General features: G+C 73.3%; 16 protein-coding genes. 9 read left to right on the forward strand and 7 right to left on the reverse strand.

Translation table 11 applies throughout. The annotated features are described in order from the left end of the window. Window positions 1-6: 6 nt before the first annotated feature. The 7 genes from ACTWM8_RS09690 to ccsA all read right to left on the reverse strand — a co-directional run bounded on the left by ACTWM8_RS09690 (window position 7) and on the right by ccsA (window position 5730). Window positions 7-594 carry a carboxymuconolactone decarboxylase family protein gene (locus tag ACTWM8_RS09690; protein ID WP_446213500.1) on the reverse strand — a complete coding sequence of 196 codons (588 nt, stop codon included), beginning with the start codon at window positions 592-594 and terminating at the stop codon, window positions 7-9. Between the two features lie 300 nt (window positions 595-894). Continuing rightward, window positions 895-1086, reverse strand: coding sequence for a hypothetical protein (locus ACTWM8_RS09695; RefSeq protein ID WP_446213501.1), 192 nt, complete (start codon window positions 1084-1086; stop codon window positions 895-897). An 83-nt stretch (window positions 1087-1169) separates the two neighbouring features. After that, on the reverse strand, window positions 1170-2066 hold the full coding sequence (locus ACTWM8_RS09700; protein ID WP_446213502.1) for a cytochrome c-type biogenesis protein CcmH: 897 nt from the start codon (window positions 2064-2066) through the stop codon (window positions 1170-1172). Then, window positions 2063-2629: a TlpA family protein disulfide reductase gene (locus ACTWM8_RS09705; protein ID WP_446213503.1), complete on the reverse strand. Its 567-nt coding sequence runs from the start codon at window positions 2627-2629 to the stop codon at window positions 2063-2065. The genes ACTWM8_RS09700 and ACTWM8_RS09705 overlap by 4 nt, the downstream gene beginning before the upstream one ends. Continuing rightward, entirely contained in the window at window positions 2626-4575 is a 1950-nt protein-coding gene (locus tag ACTWM8_RS09710) for a heme lyase CcmF/NrfE family subunit (protein WP_446213504.1), read from the reverse strand. Before ACTWM8_RS09710 ends, ACTWM8_RS09705 begins: the two co-directional genes overlap by 4 nt. Further along, window positions 4565-4975 (reverse strand): cytochrome c maturation protein CcmE, encoded by a 411-nt coding sequence (locus tag ACTWM8_RS09715; RefSeq protein WP_210778308.1) that lies wholly within the window; start codon window positions 4973-4975, stop codon window positions 4565-4567. The genes ACTWM8_RS09710 and ACTWM8_RS09715 overlap by 11 nt, the downstream gene beginning before the upstream one ends. Beyond that, window positions 4972-5730 carry a cytochrome c biogenesis protein CcsA gene (ccsA, locus tag ACTWM8_RS09720; protein ID WP_446213505.1) on the reverse strand — a complete coding sequence of 253 codons (759 nt, stop codon included), beginning with the start codon at window positions 5728-5730 and terminating at the stop codon, window positions 4972-4974. The genes ACTWM8_RS09715 and ccsA overlap by 4 nt, the downstream gene beginning before the upstream one ends. A 139-nt stretch (window positions 5731-5869) precedes the next feature. Here ccsA and coxB point away from each other — a divergent pair, with 139 nt between their 5' ends. Genes coxB through qcrB form a run of 9 tightly spaced genes read left to right on the forward strand, consistent with a single transcriptional unit; the run spans window position 5870 to window position 14604 of the window. Next, on the forward strand, window positions 5870-6907 hold the full coding sequence (gene coxB / locus ACTWM8_RS09725) for a cytochrome c oxidase subunit II (RefSeq protein WP_446213506.1): 1038 nt from the start codon (window positions 5870-5872) through the stop codon (window positions 6905-6907). A 17-nt stretch (window positions 6908-6924) separates the two neighbouring features. Beyond that, window positions 6925-8850: a cytochrome c oxidase subunit I gene (ctaD, locus tag ACTWM8_RS09730; protein ID WP_446213507.1), complete on the forward strand. Its 1926-nt coding sequence runs from the start codon at window positions 6925-6927 to the stop codon at window positions 8848-8850. After that, the gene (locus tag ACTWM8_RS09735) at window positions 8847-9473 is read left to right on the forward strand and encodes a cytochrome c oxidase subunit 3 (protein WP_446213508.1); all 627 of its coding nucleotides are present in this window, start codon (window positions 8847-8849) and stop codon (window positions 9471-9473) included. Before ctaD ends, ACTWM8_RS09735 begins: the two co-directional genes overlap by 4 nt. Next, window positions 9470-9874, forward strand: a complete 405-nt coding sequence (locus ACTWM8_RS09740; RefSeq protein WP_280839647.1) for a hypothetical protein — start codon at window positions 9470-9472, stop codon at window positions 9872-9874. Before ACTWM8_RS09735 ends, ACTWM8_RS09740 begins: the two co-directional genes overlap by 4 nt. Before the next feature lie 56 nt (window positions 9875-9930). Beyond that, window positions 9931-10776 (forward strand): cytochrome c oxidase assembly protein, encoded by an 846-nt coding sequence (locus tag ACTWM8_RS09745; RefSeq protein WP_446213509.1) that lies wholly within the window; start codon window positions 9931-9933, stop codon window positions 10774-10776. Continuing rightward, window positions 10773-11165 (forward strand): c-type cytochrome, encoded by a 393-nt coding sequence (locus ACTWM8_RS09750; protein WP_446213510.1) that lies wholly within the window; start codon window positions 10773-10775, stop codon window positions 11163-11165. Before ACTWM8_RS09745 ends, ACTWM8_RS09750 begins: the two co-directional genes overlap by 4 nt. A gap of 3 nt (window positions 11166-11168) precedes the next feature. Next, on the forward strand, window positions 11169-11969 hold the full coding sequence (gene qcrC / locus ACTWM8_RS09755) for a cytochrome bc1 complex diheme cytochrome c subunit (protein ID WP_446213511.1): 801 nt from the start codon (window positions 11169-11171) through the stop codon (window positions 11967-11969). Continuing rightward, window positions 11966-12829 carry a QcrA and Rieske domain-containing protein gene (locus tag ACTWM8_RS09760; RefSeq protein ID WP_446213512.1) on the forward strand — a complete coding sequence of 288 codons (864 nt, stop codon included), beginning with the start codon at window positions 11966-11968 and terminating at the stop codon, window positions 12827-12829. Before qcrC ends, ACTWM8_RS09760 begins: the two co-directional genes overlap by 4 nt. Then, window positions 12826-14604 carry a cytochrome bc1 complex cytochrome b subunit gene (qcrB, locus tag ACTWM8_RS09765; RefSeq protein WP_446213513.1) on the forward strand — a complete coding sequence of 593 codons (1779 nt, stop codon included), beginning with the start codon at window positions 12826-12828 and terminating at the stop codon, window positions 14602-14604. The genes ACTWM8_RS09760 and qcrB overlap by 4 nt, the downstream gene beginning before the upstream one ends. The last annotated feature ends 152 nt before the right edge of the window (window positions 14605-14756 follow it).

The raw sequence follows: 14756 nt of genomic DNA on the forward strand, positions 1-14756 counted from the left end.
GTGCGGCTAGACTTGGCGGCCGTAGGTGACGGCTTCCCGGACGAGCCGAGGCGCCTTCTCGGCAAGCTGTGGATCTGGCCGTGCTCCCAGCGCGTCGTTGATAGTGGAGAACGCCAGCCGGAACGCGATCCAGGTCGTCGCCTCGAAGATCTCCTGGTCATTGAGGCCCGCGTCGCGCAAGCGCTCCACGTGGGCCTCGGTCGTGGCATTCGGATCCTGGACGACCTGACGAGACCAACCGGCCAGTGCGGCCTCCCGCTCGGACAGGTCACTGTCGACGCCTTGCAGCACCCTTGCGGCGGTCGCCTCGTCACTGAGCTCGGCCAGCCTGGAACCCCACGCCAGCGCACAGTAAGCGTCGCTGCGGGCAGCGGCGGTGGCGGCGACCATCACGGCTACTTCCCTGGGCGACAGGCCTGAATCGGCCAGGAGGTCAGCACGCAGGGCCTGGAAGGACGCCAGCACATCAGGACGCCAGCACCAGACACGAGTGAGGTTGTTGACGTAGCCGTCGGAGGTGAGATCGGCCTCGTAGGCGGCAGTCACCGCCGGGCTTTGCGGCGGATCGGCGAGGAACGCAGCCGGACGGTTCATAGGGTCAGTTTGCTGCACCCAGCGACCGCCCAAAGACCGATCAACGACAGCTCGGAAGTCACATTCTTCTCCCGCGAGTCGTGGGTCTCTACCCGACGCGCCCGGACGGCTCTGGTCACGGCGTGCGATCGCACACCATGATGGTCGCCCTCCCCGCCGGCATCCTCAACTGCCGCCGACCATGCGGCACGGCCTCTGCGAACCGTCGCCGCGCATAGTTGGACGGGCGAGGCCGGCATCCAGGGGTTGCAGCGTTCGAGGCGGCGCCGGAGTTCGCGCACTTCGGGACTTGTGAGCTGTCTAGATGTCCCAGACGTAGTCGATGAGCGTCCGGCGGTAGGGCTCGGGCACCTGCGGCGCCAGTTCAGTGAGCGTGTCCAGGTCGGCAAGCGATCCCGTCGAGCGGGCACGATACGCGGCGGCGGCCGCCCGGCGCCGCACGGCGTCGGCCCGGTCGCACAGGGCGAACGACGCCTCGATGCGGCCGCACACGCGCAGCAAGATCGCCCCAGCTGCGACATACCCGGCACATGGCTGCGCTGATCGCGGATCTGGGGGCGCGCGCTCCGTCAGGATCACGGGGCGGTGACCAGCAGACGGCTGATCTCCCCGGCGGCCGGGTGCTCCGGATCGACGGCCAGGAAGCGTCGCAGGGTGCGTGCCGCCTCGGCAGAATGGCTGCCGCGCTGCGCCAGCCCCAGCACGAGCAGCCCGTCCGGGGAGTCCGGAGAGCGGGCCAGCACGTCCCGCGCGGTCTGCTCCGCGCCCGTCGTGTCGCCGGCTCGGAGCAGCGCGAAGGCGAGCCGCAGTCGGATCGCGTCGTCGGGCCGGTCCCGTAGCGCCTCCCGGTACATCTGCGCCGCGGCGTCGTACCGGTTCTGGGTCTCCAGGTCGCGGCCCAGTTGCACGGCGACCGCGACCGGGTCGGCCGGTGGCGGCTGCGGCGAAGGCCGGTCGAGAGCGCCGGCGGCGACCGCCACCGACGCGACGAGGGCCACCAGCCCGACCGACCCGGCTCGCCACGCCCGGCGGGCGGCCCGGCCGATCGGCGCGGGCCGCACCTGCGTGGTGGGAGCGGTCGACGTCGCGGGCGGGCGCAGCGTGCGCAGGGCCGCGTAGCAGCCGGCCAGCAGGGTCAGCGCGGGTACGGCCCAGAGCAGCGGTTCCGCACCGCCGGCCGGTGGATCGGTCAGCACCTCCGCGCCGTAGCGCTGCACGAACCACTGCCGGATCTCGTCGCGGTCCCGCCCTTGTGTCAATTGGTCCGCCACTACCTGCCGCATCGCCGCCGCGATCGGTGACCGGGAGTCCGCCACCGACTCGCCCTGACAGGCCGGGCAGCGCAGACCGGCGGCCACCGCGCGGACCGGATCCTCCCCGCCGCTGTCGTTGGCCGACCGGACCAGTCCCGCGCCGGCCGCGGCTGTCAGGGCGGTGAGGACGAGTGCCGCCAGGGCTGCGGGCCACCTCATCCGGCCAGTAGCGGCGCCACCCGCTGCTCCAGCCACTGCCGGGTGACCACGCCCTGCTGCCGGTCGACGATGCGGCCGTCGCGGTCCACCACGAAGGTCTCCGGCACCGCCCGTACGCCCCAGTCGACCGCCCGGGTGCCCTCCGGGTCCGGCAGCACGGTCAGTCCGCGCGCGCCGGTCTCCTCGAGCAGCGCCCGGACCGCCTCGGTGCCGTCGCGGACGTTCAGCGCGACCAGCCGCAGTCCCTGCGGCGACCAACGTCGTTCCGTGTCGACCAGCAGCGGCAGCTCATTCCGGCACGGGCCGCACCAGGAGGCAAAGACGTTGACCAGCAGCACGTGGCCGCGGGCGTCGGCCAGGTCGAACCGGCCACCGTCCAGGGTGGCGCCGGAGAGCGCCGGGGCCGACGTGGGCGTCACAGCGGCGGTGCCGACGGGCCCCGGCGTGGCCGGCGACCGGAGGCCGAGGGCGACCAACGCGCCGACGGCGACGGTCACGGTCAGCACCAGCGCGGGTCCGGTGCGCAGCGGGCGCGGTCGTTGACGGGTGCCGGGGCTGATCATTTCGGGGCCCCGGCGGCGACCGGTCCGGGAGTCGGCAGGGCGACGTCCCGATGCAGCCGGCGCCGGGAGCGGGCGGTGCCGATCGCCGCCAGGAGTCCCCCGGTGGCGGTCAGCGCGCCGCCGGCCCAGAGCAGCCCGACGAGCGGGTTTACCGCGAGCCGTACGGTCGCGCTGCCGCTGTCCGGGGCGACCGCGATCAGCGTCACGTACGTGTCCCGCAGCAGCCCGGTGTCGATCGTCGGCACGGTTACCGCGGTGTCCCGGGCGGGGTGGTAGCGCAGGGCCGGCGTGACGTCCCGCTCCGCGTCGCCCGACTCGGTGAGCCGGAGCCGCGCGTGCACCGCCATGCCACCGCTGCCGGCGGCCCGGTCCACCCCGAGCAGGCGTACGGTCACGTCGGCCACCCGCAGGGACTCTCCGGTGCGGAGGGTCCGTTCGGCGTCCTGGCCGTATGCCGAGGATCCGGCGACGCCCACCGCGACCAGGGCGATTCCGGCGTGCCCGACGAGCCCGGCGAGCCTGCCCGGTCTCCGGTCCTGGCCGGACCGTCCCAGCCGGCCGCCCAGCTCTGCGGTCAGGCCGGTGAGCACGAACGCCGCCGCGCCGAACGCGGTGAGCGCTGCCGGGCCGGGCCGGCTGAGCAGTCCCACCACCGCGACGGTGGCGAGCGCTACGCCGCCGGGTACGGCGAGTCGCCGCAGCGCCTGCGTCCGGTCGCGTGCCCGCAGGGCCGGCGTCACCCCCATCACCCCCATCACCAGCAGCACCGCGATCGCCAGCGGTACCGCGGTGCGCTGGTAGTAGCCGGGCCCGACCGAGGTGCGCACCTCGCCGAGCGAGTCGGAGAGCAGCGGGAAGATCGTGCCGATCAGCACCACCGCCGCGATCGTCACCAGGAGCACGCCGTTGACCAGCACGGCGGAGGTTCGGGACAACAGCGGTGTGCTCTGGCGGGCCGGTTCGGGGGTGTGCCATCCGGTCAGGACGGTCGACACGACGACCGTCAGCAGTACGAAGCCGAGCAGCATCGGCCCCAGCGGTGAGTCGGTGAAGGCGTGCACGCTGGCGACCGCGCCGGACCGGGTGAGGAACGTGCCGAGCAGCACCAGCACGAAGCTGGCGCAGGCCAGGGTCAGGTTCCAGCCGGCCCGGCCGGCGGCGCGGCCGAGGGTGGTGTGCAGGAAGGCGGTGGCGGTCAGCCAGGGCAGCAGGGAGGCGTTCTCCACCGGGTCCCACGCCCAGTAGCCGCCCCAGCCCAGCACCGCGTACGACCACCAGGCCCCGAGCCCGATGCCGGCGGTCAGCGCCGCCCAGGCCGCCAGGGCCCAGGGTCGGGCGGCCCGCAGCCAGCCCCGCCCTTCCTGGCCGGCCAGCGGTGCGGCGATCGCGAAGGCGAACGGCACGACCAGGCCGATGTAGCCGGCGTAGAGCAGGGGAGGGTGCACCCCCATCGCCGGGTGTTGCTGTAGCAGCGGGTTCGGTCCCGGGCCGTCGGCGGGTACCGGACTGACCTCCCGGAACGGGCTCGCGGCGAAGTAGGACAATGCGAAGAAGAACATGGTCACCGTGCTGACGACCACCATCGCGTACGCGTGCAGCCGGGCCGGGTGCCGGCGGTGGGCCAGCAGTGCCGCGTACCCGGCGAGGATCAGCAGCCAGAGCAGCAGCGACCCGTCCAGGGCGGACCAGAGACTCGTCAGCGTGTAGTACACCGGCACCTGACGTCCGCCGTTCTCCGCCACGAAGCGGACGCTGAAGTCGTGCCGGAGCAGGGCCGCCTCCAGCAGGCCGCAGGCGACGGCGGCGGTCGCCAGGGTCGCGGCGGTGGCGAGGCGGGCCGGTCGGGTGGGTACGGCGAACAGGGCCGTCCGCAGCCAGAGCAGGGCGGTCAGGGTGGCGCAGAGCAGCCCGACCGCGAGGCTCGCGGTGCCGAGGTCACCGAGCATCTACCGGCCCTGCCGGGGCGGTGGACGGCCGGTACTCGTTACCGTGCCGGACCACGACGTGGTCGGAGCGGAACACCCGGTCCGGCGACAGGGTGCCCTCGACGACCGCTCCCTCGCCCTCCCGGAACGTCTCCGGTGGGACGCCGCGCTGCTCGACGGTGATCTCGTGACCGTCCTCGGCGAGGCGGAACACCACGAGGTCGCCGGTGTGACGCAGCGACCCGGGCACCACGTCGCCGCCGAGGCGTACCCGTTCCCAGGTCGCGTCCGGGTCGCCGAGCACCTCGCCCGGGGTGCGGTAGTAGGTCAGGGTGTCCCGCAGCGCGCTGGTGACCAGCAGCGCGCCGGCGGCGAGGAGCACGGCGACGACGGCGGTCCGGCCCGCGCGGCGACGGATCATCCGACCCGGACCGGGACGCGGTCGGGGGCGGGGGACGCGTCGGGGGTCAGTCGGCGTTCCAGCCGGACCACCCGGTACAGCAGGACGCAGAGCGCGGCGAGCGTCGCGGCGGCCGCGGCGAGCAGCAGGGCGACGCCCATCCTGGGGTCGATCGGCGGGCGCTGCGGGGCGAGCACGGTCGCCTGCTGGTGCAGCGACCGCCACCAGACGACGGAGAAGTGCACCACCGGGACGAGCAGGAAGCTGGCCACGCCGACGACCGCGGCCGGCCGCGCCACCCGGTGGTCGCCTCCGTCGCGCGCCCCGGTCCGCTCCGCCACCGCGCGGCGCAGGGCCAGGTAACCGGCGTACGTGAGCAGGAGCAGGACGGTGCTGACCAGCCGAGGGTCCCAGGCCCACCAGACACCCCAGACCAGGTGCCCCCAGAGCGACCCGGTGGCGATCGCGACGGCGGTCAGCGCCGCCCCGATCTCGGCGCCCGCCCGGGCGAACCGGTCCCAGCGCAGGTCACCCCCGATCAGGTACGCCCCGCTGGCGGCCAGCACGACGGCGAACGCGGCGTAGGCCACCCAGGCGGCGGGGACGTGCAGGTACATCAGTCGCTGCGCCTGGCCCTGCACCTCGTCGGGGGGCGCCAGCCACCCGCCGGCCACCGTCGCCGCCGCGGTGAGCCCACCGGCGAGCCAGGCCATCGTCCGGCGGCCGGCGGCGGCTCTGCCGGTGTCCGCGACAAGGTCCACCGTGGAGGCTCGCATGATCTCCCTGTCCGCGCCCTCAGGGGCGCTTGCGGATGAACGAGTGCGAACTCACCATAAATCGCTCTGGTCGCACCCGTCGGGGTATCAGTCGCAAACTGGGACAAACAGCGGTCAGAAGGGCCTAGTGTCGCTCCCGGTGGACACGACAGCAGGGATGACCCTGAGCGCGGCCCGACCCGCCGGGCGGCGCCGGCAACCGCGCCCGGCGCTGACGACGCTGTGCGGCGTCGCGCTGCTCGCCGGATGCGCCGGCAATCCGCCGTCCGCCTTGAACCCCGCCGGTACCGGGGCGGCCCGGATCGCCGACACCTGGTGGCTGCTGTTCTGGATCTCCACGGCGGTGGTTGTCGAGGTCATGGTGCTGCTGATCTGGGCGCTGGTGTTCCGGCGGGGCAACGCCCGGGTGCGCCACGGGCAGCCGCTGCGCTTCGTCACGATCGCCGGCGCCGGGCTGCCCTTCGTCATCCTCGTCGCCGTCTACGGAGTGGGTCTGCGCGACCTCGCCGCGCTCGGTGACCATCCCGGCCCGGACGCTCCGACCGTGGAGGTGACCGGGCACAAGTGGTGGTGGGAGGTGCGCTACCAGGGGGCGTCCGGAGCCACCGCCAACGAGATCCACATCCCGGTGGGGGAGCGGGTGAAGGTGCGCCTGCGCACCGACGACGTGCTGCACAGCTTCTGGGTGCCGCAGCTCATGCCGAAGACGGACCTGATCGCCGGCGAGACCCGGGAGACCTGGTTGCGGGCGGAGCGGGCCGGCCGCTACCGCGGCCAGTGCGCCGAGTACTGCGGCACCCAGCACGCCCACATGGCCTTCCTGGTCGTGGCGGAACCCCGCACCGACTTCGACGCGTGGCTGACCCGCCTGAACGCCCCGGCCCGTCAGCCGCGCACCGCGGCCGAGCGCCGCGGCCAGCAGGCGTTCCTGCAGGGCACCTGCGCCGCCTGCCACGCGGTGCGGGGCACCGGCGCCCAGGGCCAGGCGGGGCCCGACCTGTCGAACGTCGGCACCCGGTGGAGCCTCGGCGCCGGGGCGGTGCCCAACGACGCCGGGCACCTCGGCGGCTGGATCGCCAACCCCCAGACGGTCAAGCCCGGCAACGCGATGCCCCCACAGCCGGTCGACGCCGCCCAGCTGCCCGACCTCATCGCGTACCTGCGGTCGCTGGAGTAGGCCGGGGAGGGGAGACGATGTCCACCACCACCACGCCGTCGCCCGGCGTCAGCCGGGAGGACCTGGCGCGGCTGACGGAACACTGGGGCGAGCGACCCTCGCTGCGGGCCTGGTTCAGCACGGTCGACCACAAGAGGATCGGCCGCCGCTACCTGGTCACCGCCGGGTTCTTCTTCGTCCTCGCCGGGCTCAGCGCCCTGGCGATGCGCACCCAGCTCGCCCGACCCGAGGCGGGCATCCTGTCGCCCCAGGAGTACAACCAGCTCTTCACCATGCACGGCACGGCGATGATCTTCCTGTTCGCCACGCCGATGCTCTTCGGGTTCGGCAACTTCCTGCTCCCCCTGATGATCGGCTCCCGGGACATGGCGTTCCCGAGGTTGAACGCCTTCGGCTACTGGGTGTTCCTGTTCGCGGGGCTGTTCATGTGGGCGAGCCTGCCCTTCGGCGCCGCCCCCAACAACGGCTGGTTCGCGTACGCGCCGCTGAACTCGGAGCAGCACAACCCTGGCCTGCACATGGACGTCTACGCCCTCGGGCTGCTCTTCCTCGGCATCTCGACGACCGCCAGCTCGATCAACTTCATCGCCACCGCGCTCAAGCTGCGCGCACCGGGGATGTCGCTGAACCGGGTGCCGCTGTTCGTCTGGACGATCGTGGCCACCGCGTTCATGGTGATCTTCGCGTTGCCGGCGCTGAACCTGGACAACGCGATGCTGTTCCTCGACCGCCGGTTCGGCACCCACTTCTTCGACCCGTCCGCCGGGGGGAACGTGCTGCTCTGGCAGCACCTGTTCTGGATCTTCGGGCACCCCGACGTCTACATCATCGTCATGCCGGCGCTGGGCATCGTCTCCGCGGTGCTGCCCGCCTTCACCCGGCGCGGCGTGGTCGGCTACCCGCTGATCGTGCTCTCCATCGTGGCGATCGCGATCATCTCGTTCGGGGTCTGGGTGCACCACATGTTCGCCACGGGCCTGCCGGCGCTGTCCTACAGCTTCTTCAGCGCGGCCAGCACCATCATCACCATTCCGTCCGGGCTGCAGATCTTCGCCTGGCTGGCCACCATGCTGCTCGGCCGGCTGGTGATCCGCGTGCCGCTGCTGTTCGTCATCGGCTTCGTCGTGACCTTCGTGCTCGGCGGTGTCACCGGCACGATGTTCGCACTCACCGCGTTCGACCAGCAGGTCACCGACTCGTACTTCGTGGTGGCGCACTTCCACTACGTGCTGATCGGCGGCGCGGTCTTCCCGATGCTCGCCGGCATCTACTACTGGCTGCCCAAGATCACCGGCCGGATGTACCACGAGCGGCTGGGCCGCTGGGCGTTCTGGCTGGTCTTCGCCGGCATGCACGTCACCTTCTTCCCGATGCACCTCTACGGCCTGTTCGGCATGCCCCGCCGGATCTACACCTACCCCGGCGAGCCCGGCTGGGGCGGGTGGAACCTGGTCAGCACGGCCGGGTCGTATCTGCTCGCCCTCGGACTGCTGCTCGTGCTCGTCGGCGTGGTGCACGCCGTCCGCCGCGGCCGGCCCGCCCCGGCGGACCCGTGGGACGCCGACAGCCTGGAATGGGCCACCGCGTCGCCGCCCGAGCCGTACAACTTCCCTGTCCTGCCCCGGGTGCACAGCCTGCACCCGGTGTGGGACAAGCGGACCGCCGAGTCGACCGGCGCGGGTGCCACCGAGGACCGCATCCTCAGTGCGGGGCGCCGCACCCTGTTCACCAGCGAGCTGGACGCCCGCTGCGAGCGGGCGGTGGAGATGCCGGAGTCGACGTTGAAGCCACTCGTGCTCGCCGGCGCGCTGCTGATCTTCTTCACTGCCCTGCTCTTCGCCTGGTACCCGGTGGCGGCCGTCGCCATGGTCGCGGTCATCGCGACGATCGCGGTCTGGCTCTGGCCGCCCAGCCCGGATCAGGAACCAGGGGGGACGGCATGACGGGTCGGCGCGGAGTCGTGGCGGCGGCCACCGGCGCCGAGGCGCTGAGCACGGAGCTGCCGGTCGGCCGGTCCTCCGGCTGGTGGGGCATGGCGATGTTCGTGGCCACCGAGGCCACCCTCTTCGCCTGCCTGCTCGGCAGCTACTTCTACCTCCGCTTCCAGTACGGCCCGCAGTGGCCGCCAAACGGCATCGGGGCACCGGAGCTGGTCAAGCCGCTGGTGATGACGGCGGTGCTGCTGCCCAGCAGCCTGCCCATGATCTGGGCCGAACGTGGCATCCGGCGCGGCCAGCTCTGGCGGCTGCGGTCCGGGCTGGCCGCCACCATGGTGCTCGGGTTGACCTTTCTGGCCCTGCAGGCCACCGAGTACGCCGAGAAGCTCCGGCACTTCACCATGACCACCGACGTCTACGGCTCGCTGTTCTACCTGATCACCGGCTTCCACGGGCTGCACGTCCTGGTCGGACTGACCATGATCGGCTGGCTGCTCGCCACCTCCCAGGGCGGCGGCTTGGGCGCCCACCACCACGAACGGGTCCGCAACGGCGCGATCTACTGGCACTTCGTCGACGCGGTGTGGGCCGCCATCCTGTTCACCATCTACCTCTCCCCACGACTGTGACGACCACGCGACCCGGCCCCCGGGCCCGCCTCACCGGCGGGCTGCTGCTCTGGTACGGCGTGCTCGGTGGCGCCGTCGCCTGGGCGGTGCACGTGCTCGTCGCCTGGGGCCTGGACGAACTGGCCTGCGCCGCCGGCTCCGAGCGCGTCTCCGCCGTACCGCTCGGGCCGGCCGTCGGGCTGGCGGTGGTCGTCCCGGCCCTGGTCACCGCGGGCTCGCTGGCGGTCGCCGCGCTGGTGTGGCGGCGCACCGCCGGCGCGCAGTCGGCGGGTGCCGAGGACCGGGCGTTCGGCCGGTCCAGGATGCTCGCCGTGGTGGGCATCTGGCTCAACCTGCTGTTCCTGACGATCATCGTGCTCGGCGGGGTCGCCGTGCTGGTGCTGCCGCCATGTCAGAGCTGAGCGTCTACCGGGCTCACGAACCCGGTCAGAGTCCGGTCGCCGAGAGCCTGCTGACCATGCTGGCGGTCGTTACGGTCTGCCTGCTCGCGGCCGGTTACGGGCGGGGCGTCCAGGAGCTGTGGACCCGACGCGGTACCGGCCGGGTCATCCCAGGCTGGCGGGTCGGCGCCTTCGGTGCCGGGCTGCTGGTGCTGCTCGGCGCGGAGCAGGGACCGGTGCACGACATGGCGGAGTCCGGCCTGGCCGGGCACATGGCCCAGCACATGCTGCTTCTGCTGGTGGCCGGGCCGCTGCTCGCGGCGGGCGCGGCGGGGCTGCCGCTGAGCATGGCCGCGCCACTGCCGCTGCGCCGGCTGCTCGCCCGCTGCCGGGTGGCGCCGCCGGTGCGCCGGCTACGCCATCCGAGCACGTACGCCCTGCTGGCCGGTGGCGGGCAGACCGTCGTGCTCTGGTTCTGGCACCTGCCCGGGCCGTACGCCGCCGCGGTCGACCGGCCCGCCGTGCACACCACCGAGCATCTGTGCTTCCTGGCCACGGCCTGGCTGTTCTGGGCCCCGGTGCTCGGCTCGCCACGGCACCGCGCGCCCGCCCCGGTGACGGTGCTGCTGCTGGCCGGCACCATGCTGCCCGCCTCTGCCCTCGGCGCCGTGCTCACCTTCGCCCCGCAACCGGTCTATCCACAGCGGGTGCTCGGCGCCGACCCGCTGGCCGACCAGCAACTCGCCGGCCTGTTGATGTGGGCGCCGATGGACCTGGCCGTGCTGGTCGTGGCGCTGGCCGTGTTCCTGCGCTGGCTGCTGCGGATGGACCGCGACCGGCCCGACGGCCTGCGCGGAAAGCCGGTACCCCAAGGGGCCGTACCGATGGCGACAACAGCTGAAACGGAAAGGATGGTCCGATGATGGTGCCCCGCCGGCTCTGGGCGCTCGGTGCGGCCCTCATGATCCTGCCGGTCGTCGCGGTCACCGCCTGCGCCTCGACGACCCCACCGCCACCACGGGAGTCGCGGACCGGACAGCCCGACCGGGGCGCGGAACTGATCGCCCAGTACGGCTGCGGATCGTGCCACACCATCCCCGGCGTCAACCGCGCCGACGGCCTCGTCGGCCCGCCCCTGACCCGGTTCGGCGCCCGCTCCTACATCGCCGGCCAACTGCCCAACAACGCCGACAACCTGCAGCGCTGGATCGCCGATCCACAGGCGGTGGAGCCGGGCACCGCCATGCCGAACCTGGGCGTCACCGCAATCGACGCGCAGGACATCGCCGCCTACCTCTACACCCTGGACTGACCTATGCGGCGATCACGAGCGGCCATCCGCCGCCCCGCCCTGCACCCGCACCGAGCCCTCACGGTCGGGACGGTGCTGCTGCTCGCCGCAGGCCCGGTGGCGCTCGCCCCCGCACCGCGCCCCGGGGAGTCCGCGACCCCGGCCGCTTCCGCACCACCGGCCGGCACGGGGGACCGGGGCGCCCCGCTCTACCTCGAGCACTGCGCCAGCTGCCACGGCGAGCAGGGGCAGGGTACGCAGCGGGGACCGTCCCTGATCGGCGTCGGCCCCGCCTCCGTGGACTTCCAGGTCTCCACCGGACGGATGCCGGTCTCGCAGGAGGTACAGCAGCCCCAGCGTCGGGAACCGGCGTTCTCGGCCGACGACATCGCGGCACTGGTGGACCACGTCGACAGCTTCGGCGGCGGCCCGCAGATCCCCCAGGTCTCGGCGGGAAACCTGACCTCCGGCCGGGAGATCTTCGCGGCCAACTGCGCCCCGTGCCACGGCGCGACCGGCTCCGGGGCCGCGCTGACCCACGGCTGGAGCGCCCCGCCGCTGTACGACGCGACGGCGACGCAGGTGGCCGAGGCGGTCCGGGTCGGCCCGGGGCTGATGCCGGTCTTCCCCAGTCAGGTGCTCGACGACCAGCAGGTCAACGACGTCACCGCCTACGTGCAGCGGCTACGCAGCGAGCGGCTGGACCGGGGCGGCAACCCGCTCGGCCGGCTCGGCCCGCTGGCCGAGGGGCTGGTCGCCTGGGTGGCGGTACTGGCGCTGCTGGTCGCCGCCGCCCGATGGTTGGGCAGGAGGGCGGGGGATTGAGCGGTCGACGCCCGTCGACGAGCGAGCGGGCGGCGAGCCGTCGGGTCGTCGCCGCGTTCCTGACCAGCACGGCCGGGGCGGTGGGGTTCGCCGTGACGTACGGGCTGGGCGGCAACACCCGCTGGGAGGGGATCTGCCTCGCGGTGGCCTTCGCCGGACTGGCCGTGGGCCTCGCCGTCTGGGGGCGGCGGCTCGTGCCGGTCGGCGGCTACGTCGAGGAGCACGAGGGCTTCGCGCCCACCCCGGCGGAGCAGGCGATGACCGCCGCGGTGCTCACCGCGCCGGACAGCCCGGTGCGGCGGCGGGGCCTGCTCGCCGCGCTCGGGCTGGCGCTGACCGCGCTCGGCGCCGCCGCGCTGTTCCCGCTGCGCTCCCTGCTGCCGTTCTCCGGTGCCCGCCCGGTCCAGGACCTCAAGGAGACTCCGTGGGGGCCGGGCGTGCGGCTGGTCGACGCCGACGGACGACCGTTGCGGCCGCAGGACGTGCCCGCCGACACCGTGGTCGGCATCTTCCCGGAGGGCCACCTCGACACCGGGGACGGGCCCGCCTTCGCGGTCCGCCTCGACCCGGCGCGCTTCTCCCGGCCGCCCTCCGGCGGGCACCTCGACGGCCTGGTCGTCTACTCACTGCTCTGCACGCACGCCGGCTGTCCGGTCCGGCTCTACCTCAAGGGCACCGCAGGGGTGCTCTGTCCCTGCCACCAGTCCTCGTTCGACTTGCTGGCCGACGCCCGGCCGGTCGCCGGCCCGGCCGCGCGGGCACTGCCCGGCCTGCCGATCGAGGTCGGCCCGGACGGCTTCCTCCGCGCGACCGGCGACTTCACCGCCCCACCCGGCGCCGGCTTCTGGAGCCGGCCGTGATCACCGACCGGCTGGCCAGAGCCCTCGACGACCGGCTGCGGCTCTCCCCGGTCACCCGCCGAGCGCTGGCGAAGGTCTTCCCCGACCACTGGTCGTTCATGCTCGGCGAGATCGCGCTCTACTCGTTCGTCGCGCTGATCCTCACCGGCGTGTACCTCACCTTCTTCTTCGACGCCAGCTCCGCCGACCGGGTCTACCACGGCGACTACGCCCCGCTGGACGGCGCGACCACCTCCGCCGCGTACGCCTCGACCGTGCGGCTCAGTTGGGACGTCCGGGCCGGTCTGCTGATCCGGCAGACCCACCACTGGGCCGCGCTGGTCTTCGTCGCGGCGATCGTGCTGCACCTGGCCCGGATCTTCTTCACCGGGGCGTTCCGCAGACCCCGGGAGCTCAACTGGCTGATCGGCGTGACCATGCTGACCCTCGCCCTCGCCAACGGCTTCACCGGCTACTCCCTGCCCGACGACCTGGTCTCCGGGGTGGGCCTGCGGATCATCACCTCGGTGGTGGAGTCGATCCCGGTGGCCGGGGCGTGGCTGGCCGCCCTGGCCCTGGGCGGGGAGTTCCCCTCCGACGCGATGATCCCCCGGATGTACGTCACCCACGTACTGCTGGTGCCCGCCGTCCTCGTCGCCCTCGTGTCGCTGCACCTGGGGATCCTGGTGCGACAGAAGCACACCCAGTTCCCCGGCCCGGGACGGACCGAGCACAACGTGGTCGGGTCGACGCTGTGGCCGAGCTACACACTGCGCACGCTCGCCCTGTTCGCCTGGGTGCTGGCGGTGCTGTTCGCCCTCGGCGGCCTGGTGCAGATCAACCCGGTCTGGATCTACGGCCCGTTCGAACCGGCCCAGGCCACCTCACCGGCTCAACCCGACTGGTACGTGGCGTGGGGCGACGGCGCCCTGCGGCTGTTCCCACCCCTGGAGTTCCGCATCGCCGGGCATCTGGTGCCGGCGCCGTTCTTCCCCGGCGTCGTGCTCGGCGGGCTGACCTTCCTCGCCCTCTACGCCTGGCCGTTCGCCGAGCGGCTGCGTACGAAGGACCACCGACAGCACCACCTGCTCGACCGGCCCCGCGACCACCCGGCCCGGCTGGCCGTCGGGGTCGTAGCGCTGACCTTCTATGCGGTGCTGACCGTCGCCGCCGGGGACGACATCCTCGCCCGGCTCCTGGGGGTGCCCGTCTACGACCTGCTGTCGGTGTTCCAGGTGCTGGTGCTCGTCCTGCCGCTCCTCGCCGGGCTGCTCGCCTTCCTGGTCGCGCGGGCGCTGCGCCGCGGCGACGCCGCCGGCATCGGCGAGCTCACCCGCGCCGACCTGCGGCGGGCGGCGCGGCGGGCGGCCCCCGGGTCCGACGGCGAGGATCCCTCCGGTGCCTCCGACATCCCCGCCAGGGACAGGCCGGGGGAGCGAATCGAGATGTGGCCGGAGGGCGAACTGTGGCGGTGGCGCTACCGGGACGAGGCACGGCACATCGTCATCACCGCGAGCCGGGCCGTGCGATCGGAGGAGGAGGCGGTCTCGGCTTCCCGGCTCGCGTATCCCGGGGTCGACCGGGTGGTGGTGCCCGGGCCGCCCCCGCCCCCACCACCCGGCCCGGTCCGCGTCGCCCTGCGCCGGTGGGGCCGCGCCGCAGCCGTCGGGTCGCTACTGCTCGCGGCGCTCGTCGACCGGCGGCGGGACCGCCGGCGACAGGAGCGGGAGCGAAGGGATCGTGCGTCGCCGCCGGAGCCGTCGGACGAGACGACGACCGGCGCCGGGCGGACATGAGACAGCTACGGCGGTGCGTCGCCGTGATCCGGTCGACTCGCCTGCGGGGCAACTGCTCGCGACCCTGCGTCTCGACCCCGCCGAACTCGGTGAGCCGACAGCTCGGTGAGAGTCGCCCTGCTGGGACCTGCACCGACCACCGCACCCACGCC

The organism is Micromonospora sp. IBSANI012, from assembly GCF_052814045.1.

Coding starts and splice junctions, on each gene's coding strand:
- ACTWM8_RS09750 (WP_446213510.1), top strand. CDS start 10,773: ATGATGGTGCCCCGCCGGCTCTGGGCGCTCGGTGCGGCCCTCATGATC.
- ccsA (WP_446213505.1), bottom strand. CDS start 5,730: ATGCGAGCCTCCACGGTGGACCTTGTCGCGGACACCGGCAGAGCCGCC.
- ACTWM8_RS09700 (WP_446213502.1), bottom strand. CDS start 2,066: ATGAGGTGGCCCGCAGCCCTGGCGGCACTCGTCCTCACCGCCCTGACA.
- ACTWM8_RS09735 (WP_446213508.1), top strand. CDS start 8,847: ATGACGGGTCGGCGCGGAGTCGTGGCGGCGGCCACCGGCGCCGAGGCG.
- ACTWM8_RS09745 (WP_446213509.1), top strand. CDS start 9,931: ATGCTGGCGGTCGTTACGGTCTGCCTGCTCGCGGCCGGTTACGGGCGG.
- ACTWM8_RS09705 (WP_446213503.1), bottom strand. CDS start 2,629: ATGATCAGCCCCGGCACCCGTCAACGACCGCGCCCGCTGCGCACCGGA.
- qcrC (WP_446213511.1), top strand. CDS start 11,169: ATGCGGCGATCACGAGCGGCCATCCGCCGCCCCGCCCTGCACCCGCAC.
- ACTWM8_RS09690 (WP_446213500.1), bottom strand. CDS start 594: ATGAACCGTCCGGCTGCGTTCCTCGCCGATCCGCCGCAAAGCCCGGCG.
- ACTWM8_RS09715 (WP_210778308.1), bottom strand. CDS start 4,975: ATGATCCGTCGCCGCGCGGGCCGGACCGCCGTCGTCGCCGTGCTCCTC.
- ctaD (WP_446213507.1), top strand. CDS start 6,925: ATGTCCACCACCACCACGCCGTCGCCCGGCGTCAGCCGGGAGGACCTG.
- ACTWM8_RS09710 (WP_446213504.1), bottom strand. CDS start 4,575: ATGCTCGGTGACCTCGGCACCGCGAGCCTCGCGGTCGGGCTGCTCTGC.